The sequence below is a fragment of the Actinoplanes siamensis genome (assembly GCF_016862395.1).
Lineage (GTDB): Bacteria > Actinomycetota > Actinomycetes > Mycobacteriales > Micromonosporaceae > Actinoplanes > Actinoplanes siamensis.
This window is the reverse complement of the sequence record NZ_BOMW01000029.1, coordinates 23,795-44,246: the sequence shown is the minus strand read 5'-3', so window position 1 is coordinate 44,246 and position 20,452 is coordinate 23,795. Positions and strand designations below refer to the sequence as shown.

The window sequence follows — 20,452 nt, the reverse complement described above, 5'->3', positions numbered from 1 at the left end:
GCAGTACGGCAGCAGTGGCGTCCGGACCGCACTCCCAGCGGCCCACCGAGTGCCACGCCCTACAGTCCGCCGGGCAGCACCCCCTCCTCGATGTCGGCGAACTCTTCCTCGCTCGCCGAGAGGTAGTCGTCCCAGGACTGCTTGTCCCAGATCTCGACCCGCGTGCTGGCCCCGATCACCACGAGATCCCGGCCGAGACTCGCGTACTCCCGCAGGTGTGCGGGGATGGTGACCCGGCCCTGTTTGTCGGGGACCTCGTCGTGCGCGCTGGCGAAGAACACCCGGCTGTAAGCCCGGGCGGCCTTGTTGGTCACCGGCGCCTCGCGCAACTGACCGGCGATCCGCTGGAACTCCGGCATCGGGAACACGTAAAGACAGCGCTCCTGCCCCTTCGTGATCACGACACCTCCCGCCAGCTCGTCGCGGAACTTCGCCGGGAGGATCAGCCGGCCCTTCTCGTCCAGCCGGGGGGTGTGCGTGCCGAGAAACATCGGCCCCCACCCCCTTGCCGGGACGGCTGCTCCTTCGTGGAGAGAGCGGGCCGCCTGTCTCGGGCCGGCAGGCTCCGGTTGGGTTCCTCGGTCCTGCCACTGGGCCCCACTCTACTCCACTTCCCTCCACCTGCAACCCGAAAGCGAGCCTTCGCGAGCTGTTTTCGCGGACGTAATCCCAGTTCACAGGGGGTGCCTCGAAGTGGAGGGGCCGAGCATGATCCACCAGGTCCGGTTTCCGACATCGGACGTACGGGCGTCGATAAGTCGGGGTGAAACCGACATTCAACCCCTCGGGTGGAGGGTGGTGGCGCGCCCGGTGGAGCAAAGTGGAGGCCCGCCGGGAGGACTGTGGAGAGCATCACCCGTGTCCCGCGCCGCACCCCGCCCGGCACCGGTCTCCCACCGGCGCCGGACCCGGCACCACACGCCGCCCAGGACCGCAGGCATCCCACTCGGCACCGCGGCACGCGCAGCACGACAGATGCCGGAACGCCAGTGGGGCGCGACCCGGATCGGGTCGCGCCCTACTGGCGGTGCTTCCTTACTCACTGGCCGCTGTCCTCGAGGGAGCGGCCCAGGCGCCACTGCCGTCAGGCGACCAGGCGCCGCACGACGTAGTTGCTGCCGTACATCTTGTGCTTGCCCACCCGGGCCCCGGTGTGCGGCGAGTCGTACATGTAGCCGCCGCCCGCGTAGATGCCCACGTGGTAGCCGTACGACCCGGACCGGTAGATGATCAGGTCGCCGGCCTTGACCTTGGACTTGCTGACAGAGGTGCCGTAGCGCTGCTGCCCGTCCGCCTTGTGCGGCAGGCTCTTGCCGGCGGCGGTCTTGTAGACGTACATCGTGAAGCCGGAGCAGTCGAAGCGCTTGGGCCCCGCGGCGGCGAACTTGTACAGCGCGCCCTTGTGCTTGACCGCCTCGGCCAGAACCTTGGCGCCACTGGCCTTCACCGCGATCCGGATCCGGTTGGTGGTGGTCTGCTTGTAGCCGCTGCCGGTGAATAGGGTCCGGACGTAGGTGGTGCCCTTGGGCGCGGACTGGAGGGTGACCGATCCGTTGCGGACGGTCTCGGTGTCCCAGGTCTGCCACTTGCCGCCACGCAGCCCCTGCAGGCGGATGGTGCCCTTGGCGACCTTGCCGGTGCGCGGGTCGATGACCTTGGCGGTGACCTTGAGGGTGGAGCCCCAGGGCAGGTTCTTGGTGTTGGCCTTGGTGATGATCCGGGGGCTCTTCGGCGCCGCGCTGGCCTTCGGCGCGGCGGCGGCCTTCGCCTCGACAGGGGCCTTCGCCGTGGCGGCGGAGGCGGGCGACGCGCCCAGGAGCTGGCCGGCGCCGAGCGCGAGGCCCAGGGACAGCGCGGCGGTGCCGCCGGCGACGCGACGGGCCTGGATCGAACGGTGACGGCCCTGGATCGAACGGTGACGGCCGCGGTTAGAGCTGTGCTGCTGCACGGTAAGGAGATCCCTCCGGCACGCCTGCGAGGTTAGCTGTCGGGTTCGGGCGGGAAGGCTGCCCGGCCACCGGAGTGGCTTCACCCCTAGGTCCGACCGCTGGCGCCGTCGGTGGTCGCACGGCGCGGTTCGGACCGGGAATTGGGTTCCCCGTCCCTGCCCCCTGGTGCCTTGTCAGCTGTGCTGGTGCTTCACGTGGTCGCGTCGTCCGGTCCGGGGCAGGGCTCGGCGTGAACCGGTTCGTCGCGACCGGCGAGCGGTTGCCGCCGGCGAATCTTTGGTACCTGACTTTCCTGATGATCGTCAGACGTGGACTGATCACCGTGAGTAGTTGGCACATGAGGTACTGTCCAGTTTGTTACCGCCGGAAGACAAATGCCCTCACGCTGCGCGCACGGCCAACCACGCAGCGTCGATCACACCGCGTGAACCAGAACACAGAAAATCTGCGGCGGTAACCCGTCCGAGTTCCGGGAACGTCGGTCAGCGGCACAAACGCGGTAATCCGTTCGGACGACCCACCGTGGCCCGGTGATCCGGGCCTTCCGGCAACTCGACGTAATCCCCGGGTCCGGTACCCTCGCTGGCGTGACGGACGGGAAGATGCCCTTGCGGGCCATAGTCGCGACCACCGCGTCGAAAACCGCGGCGGCGCTCTCCAGGGCCGCGGGACGCGGCGACGGCTCGGTGATCGGCGGCTGGATCGGCCTCAAGATCGATCCGGACCTCCTGGCCCACCTCTCGTCCGGCCGCGCCGTGGCGCTGGTCTCGGGCACGAACGGCAAGACCACGACCACGCGGCTCACCGCGGCCGCGGTCGGGGTGCTGGGCCGGGTCGCCACCAACTCGTACGGCGCGAACATGCCCACCGGGCACACCTCGGCGCTGGCCAAGGAGGGGCACACCCCGTTCGCCGTGCTGGAGGTGGACGAGCACTACCTGGCCCAGGTGATCAACTCCACCCGTCCCAAGGTGGTGGCGCTGCTCAACCTCTCCCGTGACCAGCTCGACCGGGCGAAGGAGGTGGCGATGATGGCGCAGCTGTGGAGGACCGCGCTGGCCGGCCATCCGGAGATCCGGGTGGTCGCCAACGCGGACGACCCGATGGTGGTGTGGGCGGCCGGCGCCAGCCCGCAGACCACCTGGTTCAGCGCGGGGCAGCGCTGGCACGACGACTCGTTCGTCTGCCCGGAGAGCGGCCACCCGATCGAACGGGCCAACGGCGACTGGTGGTGCACCGGCTGCCCGCTGCGCCGTCCTGCCCCGCAGTGGGTGGTCGAGGAGGACGGCGTCATCGACCCGCGCGGCGACTGGCACCTGGTCAAGCTGCAGCTCCCCGGCAAGGTCAACCTGGGTAACGCGGCCACCGCGCTGGCGGTCGCCGGCGAGTTCGGGGTTCGTCCGATCGAGGCGCTGCCCCGGCTCTCCCGGGTGACCTCCATCGCCGGGCGGTACGCGCAGGTCGACCGGGACGGGCGCAACATCCGGCTGCTGCTCGCCAAGAACCCGGCGAGCTGGCTGGAGGCGTTCGACATGGCCGATCAGGCGCCCACGCTGCTCTCCATCAACGCCCGCGACCCCGACGGCCTGGACACCTCCTGGCTCTGGGACGTCGACTTCTCCCCGCTGCGCGGCCGGCCGGTGCTGATCACCGGCGACCGGGCGTACGACCTGGCCGTTCGTCTCCAGGTGAACCAGGTGCCGTTCCAGCACGTACAAACCTTCGACGACGCGCTGGCGCAGGTGCCGCCGGGCCGTCTCGAGGTGATCGCCAACTACACGGCTTTCCAGGACATCCGCGCGGAACTGGACCGCGTCAACTGACTCGTTCCGCGACGGAAAACGGAGTTCTTCGATCATGAACGACAGCACGCTGCGGATCGTGTGGATCTACCCCGATCTGCTGTCCACCTACGGTGACCGGGGCAACATGCTGATCCTGGCGCACCGGGCGGCCGCGCGTGGCATCCCGGTGGAGACCTACGAGGTCCGCTCGGACATGCAGATGCCCACCACCGCCGACATCTACCTGATCGGCGGCGGCGAGGACGGCCCGCAGGCGCTGGCCGCCCAGCGGCTGATCAACGACGGCGGGGTGCACCGGGCGGTCGCCCAGGGCGCCTCGGTCCTGGCCATCTGCGCGGGTTACCAGCTGTTCGGTCATTCGTTCTTCGCCAAGGGGACCAAATGCGCCGGGCTCGGCCTGCTCGACATCACCTCGGACCGGGGTGAGACCCGGGCGGTCGGCGAGCTCCGCGGGGACATCGACCCGCGGCTCGGACTGCCCCCGCTGACCGGTTTCGAGAACCACGGCGGCCGCACCCACCTGGGCGCACACGCCGCGCCGCTGGCCCGGGTGACCGGTGGCATCGGCAACGACGGCCAGACCGAGGGAGCCTGGTACGGGAAGATCATCGGGACGTATTCACACGGTCCGGCGTTGTCCCGCAACCCAGAGCTAGCCGATCTGCTACTCCGGTGGTCCACCGGCGCGGATAGGCTTGCGCCCCTCGACGACACCTGGGCCGACCGGCTCCGGGGCGAGCGGCTGGCCGCCGGGCTCCCCGCCTGAGGGGTCGGCGACCGACGAGACACGCGGGACAGCGCCGAACGACCTTGTCCCGGACCGACGAGAGTTGGGGCGGTACGCCTGCATGACCGACAATCCTGAACACTCCACGGGCATCCTCGCCGGGGACTCTCAGGCTGCGCCGATCAGCCGGCCCGCCGCCGCGGCCGACACGCCGATGACCAGGAAGCGGCGGTTCCTCCGGTTCGGCTCGCTGACGCTGGTCATCGGCGGCCTGGCCGCGGCAGCCGCGCTCCTGCCGCTGCGTGAGATCGGCGACGCGGTCGTCGCGCTGGGTCCGGGCGCCGCCGTCGCGGTCGCCGTCCTCGGCGGCCTGCTGCTCTCGGTCCTGGTCCCCCGCACCGCCGTGACCGTCGCCTGCGGCGCTCTGCTCGGCGCCGCCACCGGCGCGATCGCCGCCCTGGGCGCGGCTCTGATCGCCGCCACCGCGACGTACTATCTGGGCCGCTGGGCCGGCCGGGGTGCCCTGCAGGCGAAGGCCGGCGGCCGGCTGGCCCGCCTGGACGGCTGGCTCAACCGCCGAGGCCTGGCCGCGGTGCTGCTGGTCCGCTTCCTCCCGCTGGCACCGTTCGGCCTGGTCGGCTACGCCTACGGCACCACCAGCGTGTGCCGTAAGCGCTACCTGCTGGGCACCGCGATCGCCGCCGTCCCGTCCACGGTCACCTACGCCGTCATCGGCGCCGCGGTGGTCGCCCCGGGCAGCATGAGCCCGATCACCGTCGCGCCCGCGATCATCAGCTTCATCCTCTCCACCGCGATCGTGCTCCGCTGGCGGCACACGTCCCGGCGCCCCGTCGCCGCCACCGCCTGACCGCCGAGCGCCCGCGCCTGGCGATCCTCCGGCAAACCGCGCCCCGCCACGCCCGCGTCCCTGACCGTCGCACCCGGCCGCGCCCGCCTCCCCGCCCACCCGCACCCCACAGCTCCGCGTGGCGGCCGGCGCCGGGAACGCGGCCCGGTGATCGCCACCCGGCCGCCTGGCCGACCGCGCGGAACCCCCCCGTCCCGACCGCCGCGGAGCTGCCGCTGGACGAGATCGTCCGGGCCCACGAGCTGGTCGGGGACCCGGCGAGCAACCCGCGCCGCGGCGGGTGGGGTCAGGCCGCGATCACCTCCTCGGCGCTGACCAGTTCGCCGATCGGGGCGAAGAACGCGGCGATGTCGGGCAGGTGGGCGCCCTTGGCCCGGGACGCGGCGAAGTCCCACGGCGTCTCCCGGAGCACGATGTCGAGCCATTCGCCGCCGGGCCGCCGCGACGGACCCGCTCCGCGAGCGCGCCCGGGGCAGCCGGTCGACGGTGGCACGCCGCCCCGCGCGCCCGGAACGCCCGACGCGCGAGGCGGGTGCGTGGCCGTCAGACGACGACGCTGACCAGCCGGCCCTTGACCACGATGACCTTCTTCGGCTCGCGCCCGGCCAGCGCCTCGGCGACCGCGGCCAGGGCCTGCGCCCGTACGTCGGCCTCGGGGGTGTCCGGAGCGACCTCGACCCGGCCGCGGACCTTGCCGTTCACCTGCACCGGGTAGGTGATCGAGTCGGCCACCAGCTGCGCCGGGTCGGCCTTGGGGAAGTCCGCGTAGGCCAGCGTGCCCTCGTGGCCCAGCCTGCTCCACAGCTCCTCGGCCAGGTGCGGCGCGAACGGCGACAGCATCAGCACCAGCGGCTCGATCGCCTCACGGGAGACCGAGGGCAGCGGGGTCAGCGTGTTGGTCAGCTCGATCAGCTTGGCGATCGCGGTGTTGAACCGCAGCTCGTCCATGTCCTCGCGGACGCCCGCGATGACCCTGTGCAGCACCTTGCGGGTCTTCGGGTCCAGCTCGCCGTCCATCGGCCGGACCGCGCCGGTCTCCTCGTCCACCACCAGGCGCCAGACGCGCTGCAGGAAGCGCTGCGAGCCGACCACGGCACGGGTCTCCCAGGGCCGGGAGACGTCCAACGGGCCCATCGCCATCTCGTACACCCGGAACGTGTCGGCGCCGTACTGCTCGCACATCTCGTCCGGGGTGACCACGTTCTTCAGCGACTTGCCCATCTTGCCGTACTCCCGGGTGACCTGCTGGTCGCCGTAGTACCACTTGCCGTCCCGCTCGACGACCTCCTCGGCCGGGACGATCACGCCGCGGGCGTCGCGGAACGCGTACGCCTGGATGTAGCCCTGGTTGAACAGCTTGCGGAACGGCTCGAAGGACGAGACGTGGCCCAGGTCAAACAGCACCTTGTGCCAGAAGCGGGCGTACAGCAGGTGCAGCACGGCGTGCTCGACGCCGCCGACGTACAGGTCGACGCCACCGGGGTCGCGCTCCGAGCGCGGGCCCATCCAGTACGCCTCGTTGGCCGGGTCGACCAGCGCCTTGTCGTTGTGCGGGTCCAGGTAGCGCAGCTCGTACCAGCAGGAGCCGGCCCACTGCGGCATGGTGTTGGTCTCCCGGGTGTACGTCTTCGGGCCGTCACCCAGATCCAGCTCGACCTGCACCCAGTCCTTCTTGCGGGACAGCGGGGTCTCCGGCTCGGAGTCCGCGTCGTCCGGGTCGAAGGTGCGCGGCGAGAAATCGTCCACATCCGGCAGTTCGACCGGCAGCATCGACTCGGGCAGCGCGACCGGCAGGCCGGTCTCGTCGTAGACGATCGGGAACGGCTCGCCCCAGTAGCGCTGCCGGCTGAACAGCCAGTCGCGCAGCCGGTAGGTGGTGGCCCCGGCACCCTTGCCGTGCTCCTCCAGCCAGGCGATCATCGCGGCCTTGGCCTCGTCCTTGGCCAGCCCGTTCAGGAAACCCGAGTTGATCGCCCTGCCGTCGCCCACCCAGGCGCCCTCGAAGCCTTCGGGCGCTTCGACGGTACGGATCACCGGCAGCTCGAAGACCGTGGCGAACGCGAAGTCGCGCTCGTCGTGCGCGGGCACCGCCATGATGGCGCCGGTGCCGTAGCCGGCCAGCACGTAGTCGGCGACGAAGACCGGGACCTCCGCGCCGTTCACCGGGTTGACCGCGTACGCCCCGGTGAAGACGCCGGTCTTCACCTTGCCGTCGGCGGTGCGCTCCTCCTCGGTCTTGGCGGCCGCGGCCGCCCGGTAGGCGGCGACCGCCTCGGCCGGGGTCGCGGCGCCACCTGTCCACTTCTCGTGGGTGCCGGCCGGCCAGGCGCCGGGCACGATCCGGGCGACCAGCTCGTGCTCCGGCGCCAGCACCATGTAGGTGGCGCCGAACAGGGTGTCCGGGCGGGTGGTGAAGACCCGGATGTGCTCGTCCCCGATCGGGAAGTCGACGTGCGCGCCCCGCGAGCGGCCGATCCAGTTGCGCTGCATCAGCTTGACCGGCTCCGGCCAGTCCAGCGAGTCCAGGTCGTCGACCAGGCGGTCACCGTACGCGGTGATCCGCATCATCCACTGCTTCAGGCTGCGCTGGAAGACCGGGAAGTTGCCCCGCTCGGAGCGGCCGTCCGGAGTGACCTCCTCGTTGGCCAGCACGGTGCCCAGGCCGGGGCACCAGTTGACCGGCGCCTCGCTGACGTAGGCCAGGCGGTGGTCGTCGATCACCTTGCGCCGCTGCGCCGGGGACATCGAGGCCCACTCCGGGCCGCGCGCGCCGGACTCGTACTCCGCGATCAGCTCGTCGATCGGCCGGGCCTTGCCGGCCTCCGGGTCGAACCAGGAGTTGAAGACCTGCAGGAAGATCCACTGGGTCCAGCGGTAGTACTCCGGGTCGGTGGTGGAGAACGAACGGCGCTCGTCGTACGCCAGGCCCAGCCGGCGCAGCTGCTGCCGGTACCGCTCGACGTTGGCCGCGGTGGTCACCGCCGGGTGCGTGCCGGTCTGCACCGCGTACTGCTCGGCCGGCAGGCCGAACGCGTCGAAGCCCATCGGGTGCAGCACGTTGAAGCCGGCCATCCGCTGGTAGCGGGTGTAGCTGTCGGTCCCGATGTAGCCCAGCGGGTGCCCGACGTGCAGGCCCGCGCCGGACGGGTACGGGAACATGTCCTGCACGTGCAGCTTCGGGGCGCCGGCCCGGGGGTGGGTGGGGTCGGCCAGCTCGCCGACCGGGTTGGGCGCGTGGAACGTCCCGTTCTCCGCCCAGTACCGCTGCCAGCGCAGCTCGATCTCGCCGGCCAGCGCGGCGGTGTAGCGGAACGGGTTCTCGGTCTCGCTCATCTTCACCATCTCGTCTACGTCAAAAGGGCTGGGGTTCGCGCGCTCCGGGCACAAAAAAGCCCCTCACGCAGGAGGGGGCGCCGCACTGTACCGAAGTGTCGGTTCAGCGCGGCCGGCCAAGGAGCAGAACAGACCGAGCCATGCGCGCCATGGTACCCGTCCGCCGTCACGCTCGGCGACCGGTATGCCGTCCAGCGCGGAACCGGACGGAGACCGATCACCGTCGGTAGATGACCCATGTTCGTCGCGTTTTCCGGAAAGCCTCTGCCGTTCCGGCCTTTCGGAGCGGTGTGCGGACGGGGATAACCTGTCAGGACGGGCGGCGAGCGCCGGAGGCCCACGGACCGCTGGGCGCCCGCAACCTTGGGGTGCCCTGACAGCGGGTGACCTGCTGGAGGGTACGTATCACTTGGAGGAAAGCCCGTGACTACGCCGACCTGGGGCGAGCCGACAGGACCGCTGACCAGTGCCGAGTTCCGCGCCGCCGCACAAGCCATCATGGCCAACATCGAGCAGGTCATCGAGGGCAAGAGCGCGACGGTGCGACTGGCCCTCGCGGTGCTGCTGGCCGAGGGGCACCTGCTCATCGAGGACGTGCCGGGCGTCGGCAAGACCAAACTCGCCAAGGCGCTGGCCCGCTCGATCGACTGCTCGGTGCGCCGCATCCAGTTCACCCCCGACCTGCTCCCCAGTGACGTCACCGGAGTCAGCGTCTACAACCAGGAGACCCGGGACTTCGAGTTCAAGCCGGGCGCCGTCTTCGCCAACCTGGTGGTCGGCGACGAGATCAACCGCGCCTCGCCGAAGACCCAGTCGGCCCTTCTGGAGTGTATGGAGGAGCGGCAGGTCACCGTCGACGGCACGACCTACGAGCTGCAGGCCCCGTTCATGGTGGTGGCCACGCAGAACCCGATCGAGATGGAGGGGACCTACCCGCTGCCGGAGGCGCAGCGGGACCGGTTCACCGCCCGGATCGCGATGGGCTACCCGGACCCGCGGGCCGAGCTGGCCATGCTGAGCGGCCACGGCGACCACGACCCGCTCAACGACCTGCACGCGGTGGCCGACGCCGCGCTGGTCCGCCGGCTGATCGAGACGGCCCGCGCGGTGCACGCCGCCGACGCCGTCCAGCAGTACGCGATCGCCCTGGTCACCGCGACCCGGGAGGCGCCGGAGATCCGTCTCGGCGCGTCCCCGCGGTCCACCCTGCAGCTGCTGCGCACCGCCAAGGCGGTGGCCGCGCTGGAGGGCCGCGACTACGTGCTCCCGGACGACCTGCAGGCGCTGGCCGTGCCGGTGCTCGCGCACCGCCTCATCCCGACGCCGGACGCGCAGCTCAACCGGCGTACCACGGACACCATCGTCTCGGAGATCGTGCACCGGCTGCCGATCCCGCACGCGACCCGCAACCCCTACGACACCCGGGACGGCCGCGCGCCGTACGAGTCCCGGGGGCGATGACCATGCGGGAGGCGCTGCGGGGTCTCACCACGCGCGGCCGCTCGTTCCTGGCCGCCGCTATCGCCGCCGGCATCTCGGCGCTCGTCCTCGGTGAGCGCGACCTGCTGCGGGTGGCGGTGCTGCTGGCCGCGCTGCCACTGCTGGCCGCGGCCTACGTCGGGCGCAGCCGCTACAAGCTGGCCTGCACCCGTTCGCTGGAACCGGGCCGGGCGCCGGTCGGCTCCAGCGCGCGGGTGATCCTGCGCCTGCAGAACCTGTCCCGCCTGCCCACCGGCACCATGCTGCTGGAGGACCGCCTGCCGTACGCGCTGGGCAGCCGCCCCCGGGTCGTCCTGGAGCGGCTCGGCGCGCAGCAGGCCAGCTCGGTGGCGTACACGGTGCGCGCCGACGTGCGCGGGCGGTACCCGATCGGCCCGCTGGTGATCCGGCTGACCGACCCGTTCGGGCTGTGCGAGCTGACCCGCTCGTTCCCCAGCGTCGACCAGCTCATCGTGATCCCACAGGTCACCCCGCTCCCCCAGGTGCGGCTGGCCGGGGAGTACGCGGGGTCCGGGGACAGCCGGGCCCGCTCGGTGGCGGTGCACGGCGAGGACGACGCGGCCACCCGGGAGTACCGCCGGGGCGACGACTTGCGCCGGGTGCACTGGCGGTCGACGGCCCGCACCGGCGAGCTGATGGTCCGCCGCGAGGAACAGCCCTGGGAGAGCCGGGCCACGGTGGTCCTGGACACGCGGGCCCAGGCGCACCGCGGCGAGGGCCCGACGGCCAGCTTCGAGTGGGCGGTGGCGGCGACCGCCAGCATCGCGGTGCACCTGCGCGAGGCCGGTTACAAGGTGCGCCTGGTGACCGGCACCGGGGTGGACATCGACGGGTCGGAGAGCGGCGGCGAGGGCCTGATCCTGGACGCGCTGGCCGACGTGAGGCCGGCCTCCGGCTCCGACGTGGCCGGCCTGGTCGAGCTGGTCCGCCGGCGTTCCGACGGCGGCCTGGTGATCGGCCTGTTCGGCACCCTCACCACGGCCGAGGCCCAGCTGCTCGGCCAGCTCCGCGGCAACGGCGCGACCTGCGTCGGGTTCGCCGTGGACAGCTCCACCTGGGTCTCGATGACCGACGGCGACCGGCAGGAGTCGGACCGCGAGCACGCCGCCGCGTCGCTGGCGCTGGTGCGCAGCGGCTGGCGGTCGGTGCGGGTGCCGCACGGCGAGACGCTGCCGGCGCTCTGGCCCACGATGGGCCGCGGGTCGCAGGGCTTCGCCTACCGCGCGGCGATGGCCGAGACGGTCAGCGGGGTGAACCGATGACCGGCCGCCGTCGTCTCGGACTGGTCGCGGCCGCCGCCACGCTGCTCGCGTCCGCGCCGCTGGCCACCATCTTCGACAGCTGGACCTGGCTGCTGCAGGTGCTGCTCACCGTGGTGATGATCGCGGGCGCCGCGGTGCTCACCCGGACGCTGCGGTTCCCCAGCTGGGCGCAGGCGCTGGGCATGGTGGCGGCCCTGGTCGTGACGCTCACCTGGATCTTCCCGAGCGGGCACGAGCTGCTGGTGCCGACCCCGGCCACGCTGGCCCACTTCGGCGAGCTGATCCAGCAGGCCGGCAACGACACCCGGTCGTACGCGGTGCCCGTCCCGGACCGCGACGGCCTGCTCTTCATCGCGGTCCTCGGCATCGGCGTGGTCGCGATCGTGGTCGACCTGCTGACCGCTGTGTTCCGCCGGCCGGCCCTGTCCGGCCTGCCCATGCTGGCCATCTACTCCATCCCGGTCGCGATCTACCTGGACAGCGTGCCGGTGACCCCGTTCGTCGTCGGCGCCTGCGGCTACCTGTGGCTGCTGGTCGCCGACAACGTGGACCGGGTGCGCCGGTTCGGCCGCCGGTTCACCGGCGACGGGCGCGACGTCGACGTCTGGGAGCCGTCCCCGCTGGCCGCGGCCGGCCGCCGGCTCGGTGTGGCAGGCGTGCTGGTGGCGGTGCTGCTGCCGCTGGTCGTGCCGACCGTCACCGGCGGCCTGCTGTCCCAGCTGACCCAGAGCGGCAGCGGCGTCGGCAGCGGGCTGGGCAAGGGCGGCAACGGGAAGATCAACCTGTTCGCGTCGCTCAGCGGCCAGCTCGCCCAGAACACCACCGTCAACCTGCTGAAGGTGACGACGACCGAGAAGGACCCGTTCTACCTGCGGTTCGGCGTCGCCGATCAGCTCACCGCCGAGGGCTTCGGGAACCAGCCGCCGGCCGGGAACACGCTCGACGCGGGCAGTCTGCCGGACCCGCGCCGGGAGAGCTCGACCGCCGGGAGCACGTTCCAGCAGTATCACGCGGAGATCGAGGTCACCGACGCGCTGCGGCAGAGCCTGGCCCCGCTGTACGCGAACCCGGTAGGCATCCGGGATCTGACCGGCAACTGGGCGTACGACCCGAACCAGCAGGTGCTCTACTCCAACCGGACGACCACCAGCAAGCAGAAGTACTCGGTGGACTACCTGCGCCCCCAGTACACGCCGGCCGAGCTGCGGACCGCGCCGGAACTGGACCGGGACGACCCGATCCGCCGGGCCTTCACCGTCGTTCCGGACAACGACTACGTCGATCGGCAGGTCGCCCGGATCACCCAGGGGGTGGCCACCGATTACGACAAGGTCCGGGCGATCTACGACTCGTTCTCCCGCAAGTACGGGTTCTCGTACAGCCAGCAGACCCAGTCGACCGGGAACTTCTCCGAGATCGAGGCGTTCCTGAAGAACAAGGTCGGCTACTGCCAGCAGTACGCGGCGGCGATGGCCTGGATGGTACGGGCGGCCGGGATCCCGGCCCGGGTGGCGTTCGGCTTCACCCGGGGCACCATGGAGGACGGCTCCACGTATGTGATCACCAACCGCAACGCGCACGCCTGGACCGAGGTCTACCTGAAGGGCTTCGGCTGGGTTCCGTTCGACGCGACGCCGTCCGCCGGGGTGGCCGGCGCGGCCCGCTCGGACTGGGCGCCGGACGTCGACCGGACCGCGGAGCCGAGCGCCGCGCCCACGACCGCCCCGCTGCCCGGCTCCAGCGCCTCGGCGGCCGCCGGCCAGAACCAGCGGCCCGACCGGGCGAACGACGGCGGCGCCGCGGCCACCACCGTCGGCGCCGGCACCGACCAGGACAACTGGACCGGACTGCTGATCTTCGGGGTGATCGCGACGCTGATCGCTCTGCTGCTGGTCCCGGCGCTGCGCCGGGTCCTGCTGCGGCGTCAGCGGCACACCGCGACGGCCGGGGTGGCGGAGCCGTCCGAGCCCGGCCCGGCCGGCGCGGTCACCGGCCTCATGGTGACCGGTGAGACCGCCCGGGCCCGCGAGGACGCCCACGCGGCCTGGGACGAGCTGATCGACACGATGGTCGACTACCAGATCACTGTCGACCCGACCGAGACGCCGCGGCTCACCGCCCAGCGCCTGATCCGGGAGACGGTCCTGTCCGCCGAGCCGGCCGCGGCGGTGGAGCTGCTGGGCACCGCCGAGGAGCGGGCGCGGTACGCCCGGGAGCCGATGCGGGGCGTGGAGCTGACGTCGGCGTTGCGGCAGGTCCGCGGCGGGCTGTCCCACTCGGCGACGGTGCGGGCCCGGGTGCGGGCGGTCCTGTTCCCGCCGTCGATCCTGCTGGGGTGGCGGCTGGCGCTGTCCGAGGCCGGCACCCGCACGATGGAGGCGGCGGGCCGGTTGCGGGAGAACCTGGCCCGCTTCAACCCGCGCCGTCTCCTGACCCGGACCCGCTGACCGCGACGGGCGGGGGCACCGTCCACGGACGGCGCCCCCGCCCCCAGCTCACCGTCACCGGCATGTCGCAGGAAACGCCACGACGAGGAAGACCGGCGGGGCGCGAAGCCCGCGGTCCGGAACTCACGGCAGCCGCGGTGGAACCCTCGGCAGGGACGCTCGCGGCGCAACACTCGCAACGCCGGAACTCACGACAAGAAGCTCGCCGCCCGAGACTCGCGGCGCGACACTCGCAACGCCGGAACTCACGACAAGAAGCTCGCCGCCCGAGGCTCGCGGCGCGACACTCGCAACCCCGGAACTCGCGGCGGGAGGATTGCGGCCCGAGGATTGCGGTGGAGAGTCCGCTGCGGAAATGACGACGGCGGCCCTATGGCCGCCGTTCGTCGGTGTCGGCTGAGGCCGTCAGCGATGCCCCTCCGGCCGCTGCCTCCAGCGGTCCTCCAACCGGTCCAGCAGGCCGCCGTTGCCCTTGCGACCCTGGCGGGTACGCCGTGAGGCGGTCCCGCCGACGGACTTCAGGTCGGGGGCCTGGCCACGCTTGCGTGACTGCATCGCGAAGGCGGCCGAGCCCAGCATCACGACGAAGCCGGCGACGCCGAGCAGTGTGTTCCTGGCGACCGTCCCGTACACGACGAGAGCCAGGCCAAGCACGATCACGAACGCGGCGATGATGAGCCGGCGCCGTGCGTGGAAACGCGGGTCGCTGGCCCGCACAGCCGAGGCGAATTTGGGGTCCTCGGCAAGCGACCGCTCGATCTGATCGAACAGCCGCTGCTCGTGCTCCGAGAGCGGCACGGCTTTCCTCCCCGGGCGCATGTCCGGCCCGCGTGGGGCCGGGGCAACCGTCGGCTGCCTTATCACGCAAGTCTACGAGGGGGTGGGCGGGTCGGAAAGCGGGACGACGGCCGAGTGCGGGTGATTTTCCCTGCCCGTAAGATCGATTCGCCCGAAAAGCCCGGCTTACCAGGACCGTTACGCCACGTGAAACACCGGCGACATCGAGTGAAATGGATGACGGGCGATCAGCGAGCACGCGGCGGGCGGATCACCGGGTGATCGGCGAGCGGCGAGCGGCGAGCGGCGAGCGGATCATCAGGTGATCGGCGGGCGAGCGGCGGGCGGGTCATCAGGTGATCGGCGGGCGAGCGGCGAGCGGATCATCCGGCGATCACCTGGCGATCAGCAACGGCACGGTCATCTCGGCCGCCGTCGCCGAGCCGTGGTACGCCACCAACTGCCCCGCCTTCGCCGGCTCCCACCCGGACGCCACCGCCACCGCCCGGCCCCAGCAGAGCACCACGACGTCCCCGATCCGGTCGGCGTGCCCGGCCGGCACCGGCCCGAACCACCCCTGATCGATCGCCTCCTCGCGGGTCAGCACTGTCGCCTCGGCGCCGAACACCCCGCGCCAGTTGGCCACCACGTCGTCGCGCGCGCCGTCCTCGGCGTACAGATACCGGACCCGCGGCTCGCCGGTCACCCCGGTCAGGCCGTCGCGCAGCTCCGGGATCGCGGCGATGTCCCGCCGGCCCTCGATCGGCACGTTGAGCTGGCCGTGGTCGGCGACCACGAGCAGCGCGGACCGCGGCGGCAGCCCGTGCAGCACCCGGTCGAGCAGCTTGTCCACCTCGCGGGCGGCCTGACGCCAGGTCGGCGAGCCGATCCCGTCCTCGTGGCCGAAGTGGTCGAGGTCGGGATGGTATCCGTAGACCAGCGCCGGCCCGTCCGCCTCGCGCAGCGCGGCCAGCACCCCGTCGGCGACCGCCGTGCCGTCGGCGGCGCCCCGGTAGACGCCGCCCCGGTTCGCGGCCAGCGAGAGGCCACTGCCCTCGAACTGCGGCCGGCTGACCACGGTGACCCGCACCCCGGCCGCGGCGGCGAGCTCCATCCGGGTCGGCACCGGCTGCCACGCGCGGGGGTCGGGGTCGTCGCCCCAGAAAATGTGGGTGAGCGGCCGGCCGTCCGGGCGGCGGACGGTGAAGCCGAGCACGCCGTGCGCGCCGGGCGGCACCCCCGCGCCGAGGGTGACCAGGCTGACCGGCGTGGTGGACGGAAACCCGGAGGTCAGCGTGCCGGCGTGGCCACGACCGCCGGCGGCCAGGTCGGCCAGGACCGGGGCGTGCCTCGCGGCCAGCGGCATCTGGTACGCCCCGAGCCCGTCCACCAGCAGCACGGCGACCTTGTCCACCCCGTCCAGCCGGTCCCGCAGTCCGAGTACGTCGGCGGCGCCGGGCACCCCGAGCACGGCGCTCACGCTGGGCAGCAGGTCGGCCAGGCTGCCGGTGCCGTACGCCGGGCGGACCGGCCGCAGCGCGTCCGGGTGCAGCCCGTCCTCGGCCGGGGCGGTCATGAGCGGCGGGCGAACAGGTGCAGCTGGGAGGCGATGTCCCGGAACGGTGGCTGCGCGCTCAGGGCCAGCTCCAGGTCCAGCGCCGCCTGCGGGTCCTGCTCGATCACGGTGGCCGGCAGGAGATCGGCGACCACCCGTACGCCATGGGTCTCCTCGACCTGGAGCCCCGCGGCCCGCAGCAGCGCCGCGGCCGTCTCCGCGTCGTATCGCCGGCGCAGCGTGTCCCGCGGCCCGGACCGGCCCTCCGGGTCGGTGACCAGCGCGGTCGCCGCCCGCAGATGCCCGTTGACGGCCCGGCCGAGGATCGCGGCGGCACGCCCGGCGACCAGCAGGCTGACCGCGCCGCCGGGCCGCAGCGCCGCGGCGATCGCGGCGACCACCTCCGACGGGTCGTCCACCACCTCGAGGACGGCGTGGCACAGCACCAGGTCGGCGCTGCCCGGCTCGACCAGCCCGGCGAGCGCGTCGCCGTCGCCCTGCACGGCGCGCACCCGGCCGGCGACCCCGGCGTCCGCGGCGCGGCGGGTCAGGGCGGCGAGCGCGTCGGGGCTGGCGTCGATCACGGTGACGGTGTGGCCGGCCTCGGCCAGGGGCACGGCGAAGCCGCCGGTGCCGCCGCCGACGTCGAGGACGGTCAGCTCACGGCCGGCGTGCCGGTCCAGCTCACGGCGCAGGACGGCCCAGACCGCCGCGGTGCGGGCGGTGACGAGCGGCCGGCCGGTACGTGCGATTGCGGTGTCCACCCGCGCAGCCTATCGGCCCGGCCGAGCCCTTTCCCGCCACCACCGCGCGATCGTGGCGAACGGCGGAGGCGAGGCCGCGAGAGCCGGCGCGCGGCGGCGGCCGGGGTCCGGGGCGGGCAGCGCGAGGACGAGCCGTCAGCGAAAGTCCCGCGAAGCCGGGGAGACCGGGGGGCGCAACTCCTCCAGCCGATCCGCCACCAGGTTCACCACCCCCTCCACCTTCTCCAGCTTCCCCCGCACCAGCAGCGCCGCGCTGCTCCGCGCCACCCGCCGGTACCGCAGCCACAACCCCGGCGAGCAGGTCACGTTCAGCATCCCGGTCTCGTCCTCCAGGTTCACGAACGTCACCCCACCGGCGGTGGCCGGCCGCTGCCGGTGCGTGACGATCCCGCCCACCCGCACCCGGGTCCCCGCCTCCACCTGCCCGAGCGCCGAGATCGGCACCGCCCCGGCGGCCTCCAGCCCGGCGCGCAGGAACCGGGCCGGATGCGTCTCCGGCGACAACCCGGTCGCCCAGACGTCCGCGATCAGCACGTCCACGTCGCTCATCCCGGGCAGCATCGGCGCCTCGGTGCCGGTCACCGTCCCGGGCAGACGGTCCGGTTTGTCCTGCGCGGCCGCTCCCGCGGCCCACAGCGCCTCGCGCCGGGAGAGGCCGAACCCCGCGAAGGCGTCCGCGGTGGCCAGGGCCTCCAGGTGGGCGGTCGAGCATCCGGTCCGCCGTGCGAGATCGGTCATCGACCGGTACGGCCCGTGCTCCCGCCGTTCCTTCTCGATCAGCTCGGCGAGCGCGGTCCCGATCGTCCGGACCGTGCCCAGCCCCTGCCGGACCGCAGGTCCGCCCAGCCCCCACGCGTGCGGCGGCTCGCCGGGCAGCGCGGCGCGCCGGGACTCCGGCACGGTCTCCAGCGTCGCCATCGCGTCGCTGAGGTTGATGTCCGGGCGCCGCACCTCGACCCCGTGCCGGCGCGCGTCGTCGACCAGGCTCTGCGGCGAGTAGAAGCCCATGGGCTGCGCGTTCAGCAGCGCCGCGCAGAACGCCGCCGGGTGGTACCGCTTGAGCCAGGCGCTCGCGTAGACCAGGTACGCGAAGCTCATCGCGTGGCTCTCCGGGAAGCCGTAACTGGCGAACGCGGAGAGCTTGTGGAACAGGTCGTCGGCGAGCTCGCCGGTGATTCCGTTCGCGGCCATCCCGGCGTACAGCCGGATCTTGATCCTCTGCATCTTCTCGACGGACCGCTTGGAACCCATCGCGCGTCGCAACTGATCGGCCTCCGACGGATCAAAACCGGCCACGTCGATGGCGAGTTGCATGAGCTGCTCCTGGAAGAGCGGTACGCCGAGTGTCTTGTTCAGCGCGTTCTCCATCAGCGGGTGCGGCACGCGCGGCTCCTCCAGGCCGTTCTTCCGGCGGATGTACGGGTGCACGGATCCGCCCTGGATCGGTCCCGGCCGGATCAGCGCCACCTCGATCACCAGGTCGTAGAACTCCCGGGGCTTGAGCCGTGGCAGCGTCGCCATCTGGGCCCGGCTCTCCACCTGGAACACCCCGACCGAGTCGGCCCGGCAGAGCATCTCGTAGACCTCGGGGTCGTCGAGCGGCATCGTGCCGATGTCCAGCTCGTCCTCGATCATGTCGTACGCGTAGTGCAGCGCCGACAGCATGCCGAGCCCGAGCAGGTCGAACTTGACCAGGTCGACGGCGGCGCAGTCGTCCTTGTCCCACTGCAGCACGGTGCGGCCCGGCATCCGGCCCCACTCGACCGGGCAGACCTCGATGATCGGGCGGTCGCAGATCACCATGCCTCCGGAGTGGATGCCCAGGTGGCGAGGGAAGTTCTGGACCGCGTTGGCGAATTCCACGACCTGCTCGGGCAGATCGGCGTCCGCTGCCGCGACGTCGCCCCAGCGGTCGATCCGCTTGCTCCACGCGTCCTGCTGGCCGGCCGAGAAGCCGAACGCCCGGGCCATGTCGCGGACCGCCGACCGGGGGCGGTAGGAGATCACGTTGGCCACCTGCGCGGTGTGCTCCCGCCCGTACTTGGCGTAGACGTGCTGGATGACCTCCTCGCGCCGGTCCGACTCGATGTCCACGTCGATGTCCGGCGGGCCGTCGCGCTCCGGGGCGAGGAACCGCTCGAAGAGCAGGTTGTACCGGACCGAGTCGACGTTGGTGATCCACAGGGCGTAGCAGACCGCGGAGTTCGCCGCCGAACCCCGCCCCTGGCAGTAGATCCGGTTCTGCCGGCAGAAGTCCACGATGTCGTAGACGACCAGGAAGTAGCCGGGGAAACCGAGCTCCTCGATCATCCGCAGCTCGTACTCCAGCTGCCGGTAGGCCTTCAGGTGGTGCTCCCCGTAGCGCGCCCGGGCGCCGCGCATGGTCAGCTCGCGCAGCCAGCTCATCTCGGTGTGCCCCGGCGGCACCGGGTAGTCCGGCAGGCGCGGGGCGACCAGGTCCAGGTCGAAGGCGAGACCGTCGCCGTACATCGCGGCATTCTCCACAGCGCCCGGATATCCGCCGAACCGGCGCGCCATCTCGGCGCCGCTGCGCAGGTGGGCGGTGCCGGCCGCGGGCAGCCAGCCGTCCATCTCGTCCAGGCCGCGCCGGGCCCGGACCGCGGCCAGCGCGGTGGCCAGGCGCCGGCGGGACGGGGTGGCGTAGTGAACGTTTCCGGTCGCCACCACCTCCAGCCGGCGGCTGCGAGCCAGCGCGAAGAGCGCGTCGTTGCGATCGACGTCGTACGGGTCGCCGTGATCGGTCAGCTCGACCGCCACGTTCGGCGCGCCGAACAGGTCCACCAGGCGGTCCAGTTCCCCGGCGGCGGCGTCGATCCCGCCGGTGGCCAGGGCGAGCGGGACCGGGCCCTTGCGGCACCCGGTCAACACCAGCACGTGATCACGCAGCGTCTCGGCGATCCGTTCCAGACTTCCGTACTCGGGCCGGCCTTTCTCCCCACCGGCCAGCTGAGCCTCCGAGATCACCCGGGCCAGCCGGGCGTACCCCTCGTGGCCGTGCGCCAGCGCGAGCAGGTGGGTGCCCTCCGGATCCGGCTCACCGTTCTGCGGCCGGGTCAGGCCCAGCGACAACTCGGCGCCGAAGATCGTCGGCAGCCGCAGCTCGCGGGCCGCCTGGGAGAAGCGGACCACGCCGTAGAAGCCGTCGTGATCGGTCACGGCCAGGCCGGTGAGTCCCAGCCGGGCCGCCTCCTCGGCGAGTTCCTCGGGGTGGCTGGCGCCGTCCAGGAAGCTGAAGTTGGTGTGACAGTGCAACTCGGCGTAGTCGATCGCCGGCTCGGCGCGGACCAGGCCGGGGGCCGCGCGGTACGGCTCCCGCCTGCGACTCCAGGCCGGGGAGTCGCCGCCGTCGCCGTCCACCGCGACCGGATCGACGACCGGCCGCCCGGACAGCGTCCGTTCCAGCTCGGCCCACGGCACGTCGGGGTTGTGGAAACTCATCGGCCC

At 72.4% G+C, this 20,452-nt stretch carries 14 protein-coding genes and 1 riboswitch; of the genes, 6 read left to right on the top strand and 8 right to left on the bottom strand.

What is annotated here, in order from left to right:
- Window positions 1-59: 59 nt before the first annotated feature.
- Together mraZ and Asi03nite_RS16275 are read right to left on the bottom strand one after the other, a co-directional pair.
- A complete protein-coding gene (gene mraZ / locus Asi03nite_RS16280; protein ID WP_043523825.1) occupies window positions 60-491 on the bottom strand; it encodes a division/cell wall cluster transcriptional repressor MraZ in 432 nt (143 codons plus the stop codon).
- Between the two features lie 593 nt (window positions 492-1,084).
- Window positions 1,085-1,948, bottom strand: a complete 864-nt coding sequence (locus tag Asi03nite_RS16275) for a C40 family peptidase (protein ID WP_239102724.1) — start codon at window positions 1,946-1,948, stop codon at window positions 1,085-1,087.
- A gap of 6 nt (window positions 1,949-1,954) precedes the next feature.
- Window positions 1,955-2,083: riboswitch (cyclic di-AMP (ydaO/yuaA leader) on the bottom strand.
- 468 nt (window positions 2,084-2,551) lie between these two features.
- Between Asi03nite_RS16275 and Asi03nite_RS16270 the strand changes: the two genes are divergently transcribed.
- The 3 genes from Asi03nite_RS16270 (at window position 2,552) to Asi03nite_RS16260 (ending at window position 5,349) form a co-directional block, all read left to right on the top strand.
- A complete protein-coding gene (locus tag Asi03nite_RS16270; RefSeq protein WP_203680760.1) occupies window positions 2,552-3,772 on the top strand; it encodes a Mur ligase family protein in 1,221 nt (406 codons plus the stop codon).
- A gap of 34 nt (window positions 3,773-3,806) precedes the next feature.
- The gene (locus tag Asi03nite_RS16265) at window positions 3,807-4,520 is read left to right on the top strand and encodes a type 1 glutamine amidotransferase (RefSeq protein ID WP_203680653.1); all 714 of its coding nucleotides are present in this window, start codon (window positions 3,807-3,809) and stop codon (window positions 4,518-4,520) included.
- Between the two features lie 82 nt (window positions 4,521-4,602).
- Window positions 4,603-5,349 carry a TVP38/TMEM64 family protein gene (locus Asi03nite_RS16260; protein WP_203680652.1) on the top strand — a complete coding sequence of 249 codons (747 nt, stop codon included), beginning with the start codon at window positions 4,603-4,605 and terminating at the stop codon, window positions 5,347-5,349.
- Between the two features lie 286 nt (window positions 5,350-5,635).
- On the opposite strand, the gene Asi03nite_RS38525 is transcribed toward Asi03nite_RS16260, so the two are convergent.
- Window positions 5,636-5,761: a hypothetical protein gene (locus Asi03nite_RS38525; RefSeq protein ID WP_275409417.1), complete on the bottom strand. Its 126-nt coding sequence runs from the start codon at window positions 5,759-5,761 to the stop codon at window positions 5,636-5,638.
- Window positions 5,762-5,892: 131 nt separating this feature from the next.
- Window positions 5,893-8,691 (bottom strand): leucine--tRNA ligase, encoded by a 2,799-nt coding sequence (leuS, locus tag Asi03nite_RS16255; RefSeq protein ID WP_203680651.1) that lies wholly within the window; start codon window positions 8,689-8,691, stop codon window positions 5,893-5,895.
- Between the two features lie 414 nt (window positions 8,692-9,105).
- Here leuS and Asi03nite_RS16250 point away from each other — a divergent pair, with 414 nt between their 5' ends.
- Genes Asi03nite_RS16250 through Asi03nite_RS16240 form a run of 3 tightly spaced genes read left to right on the top strand, consistent with a single transcriptional unit; the run spans window position 9,106 to window position 13,891 of the window.
- Window positions 9,106-10,143, top strand: coding sequence for an AAA family ATPase (locus Asi03nite_RS16250; RefSeq protein WP_203680650.1), 1,038 nt, complete (start codon window positions 9,106-9,108; stop codon window positions 10,141-10,143).
- Between the two features lie 2 nt (window positions 10,144-10,145).
- Entirely contained in the window at window positions 10,146-11,444 is a 1,299-nt protein-coding gene (locus Asi03nite_RS16245) for a DUF58 domain-containing protein (RefSeq protein ID WP_203680759.1), read from the top strand.
- Window positions 11,441-13,891: a transglutaminase TgpA family protein gene (locus Asi03nite_RS16240; RefSeq protein ID WP_203680649.1), complete on the top strand. Its 2,451-nt coding sequence runs from the start codon at window positions 11,441-11,443 to the stop codon at window positions 13,889-13,891. Before Asi03nite_RS16245 ends, Asi03nite_RS16240 begins: the two co-directional genes overlap by 4 nt.
- 405 nt (window positions 13,892-14,296) lie before the next feature.
- Here Asi03nite_RS16240 and Asi03nite_RS16235 read toward each other — a convergent pair whose 3' ends face one another.
- The 4 genes from Asi03nite_RS16235 to Asi03nite_RS16220 form a co-directional block, all read right to left on the bottom strand.
- The gene (locus Asi03nite_RS16235; RefSeq protein ID WP_203680647.1) at window positions 14,297-14,689 is read right to left on the bottom strand and encodes an SCO2097 family morphological protein; all 393 of its coding nucleotides are present in this window, start codon (window positions 14,687-14,689) and stop codon (window positions 14,297-14,299) included.
- A 373-nt stretch (window positions 14,690-15,062) separates the two neighbouring features.
- Window positions 15,063-16,244, bottom strand: a complete 1,182-nt coding sequence (locus Asi03nite_RS16230; RefSeq protein WP_203680645.1) for an alkaline phosphatase family protein — start codon at window positions 16,242-16,244, stop codon at window positions 15,063-15,065.
- Window positions 16,241-16,987 carry a class I SAM-dependent methyltransferase gene (locus Asi03nite_RS16225; protein WP_203680643.1) on the bottom strand — a complete coding sequence of 249 codons (747 nt, stop codon included), beginning with the start codon at window positions 16,985-16,987 and terminating at the stop codon, window positions 16,241-16,243. The genes Asi03nite_RS16230 and Asi03nite_RS16225 overlap by 4 nt, the downstream gene beginning before the upstream one ends.
- Window positions 16,988-17,122: 135 nt before the next feature.
- Window positions 17,123-20,446 carry an error-prone DNA polymerase gene (locus tag Asi03nite_RS16220; RefSeq protein WP_203680641.1) on the bottom strand — a complete coding sequence of 1,108 codons (3,324 nt, stop codon included), beginning with the start codon at window positions 20,444-20,446 and terminating at the stop codon, window positions 17,123-17,125.
- Window positions 20,447-20,452 lie beyond the last annotated feature (6 nt).

Excerpts from the sequence above, each read along its gene's own strand:
- mraZ (WP_043523825.1), bottom strand. The coding sequence starts at position 491 with ATGTTTCTCGGCACGCACACCCCCCGGCTGGACGAGAAGGGCCGGCTG.
- Asi03nite_RS16270 (WP_203680760.1), top strand. The coding sequence starts at position 2,552 with ATGCCCTTGCGGGCCATAGTCGCGACCACCGCGTCGAAAACCGCGGCG.
- Asi03nite_RS16265 (WP_203680653.1), top strand. The coding sequence starts at position 3,807 with ATGAACGACAGCACGCTGCGGATCGTGTGGATCTACCCCGATCTGCTG.
- Asi03nite_RS16260 (WP_203680652.1), top strand. The coding sequence starts at position 4,603 with ATGACCGACAATCCTGAACACTCCACGGGCATCCTCGCCGGGGACTCT.
- leuS (WP_203680651.1), bottom strand. The coding sequence starts at position 8,691 with ATGGTGAAGATGAGCGAGACCGAGAACCCGTTCCGCTACACCGCCGCG.
- Asi03nite_RS16245 (WP_203680759.1), top strand. The coding sequence starts at position 10,146 with ATGCGGGAGGCGCTGCGGGGTCTCACCACGCGCGGCCGCTCGTTCCTG.
- Asi03nite_RS16240 (WP_203680649.1), top strand. The coding sequence starts at position 11,441 with ATGACCGGCCGCCGTCGTCTCGGACTGGTCGCGGCCGCCGCCACGCTG.
- Asi03nite_RS16230 (WP_203680645.1), bottom strand. The coding sequence starts at position 16,244 with ATGACCGCCCCGGCCGAGGACGGGCTGCACCCGGACGCGCTGCGGCCG.
- Asi03nite_RS16220 (WP_203680641.1), bottom strand. The coding sequence starts at position 20,446 with ATGAGTTTCCACAACCCCGACGTGCCGTGGGCCGAGCTGGAACGGACG.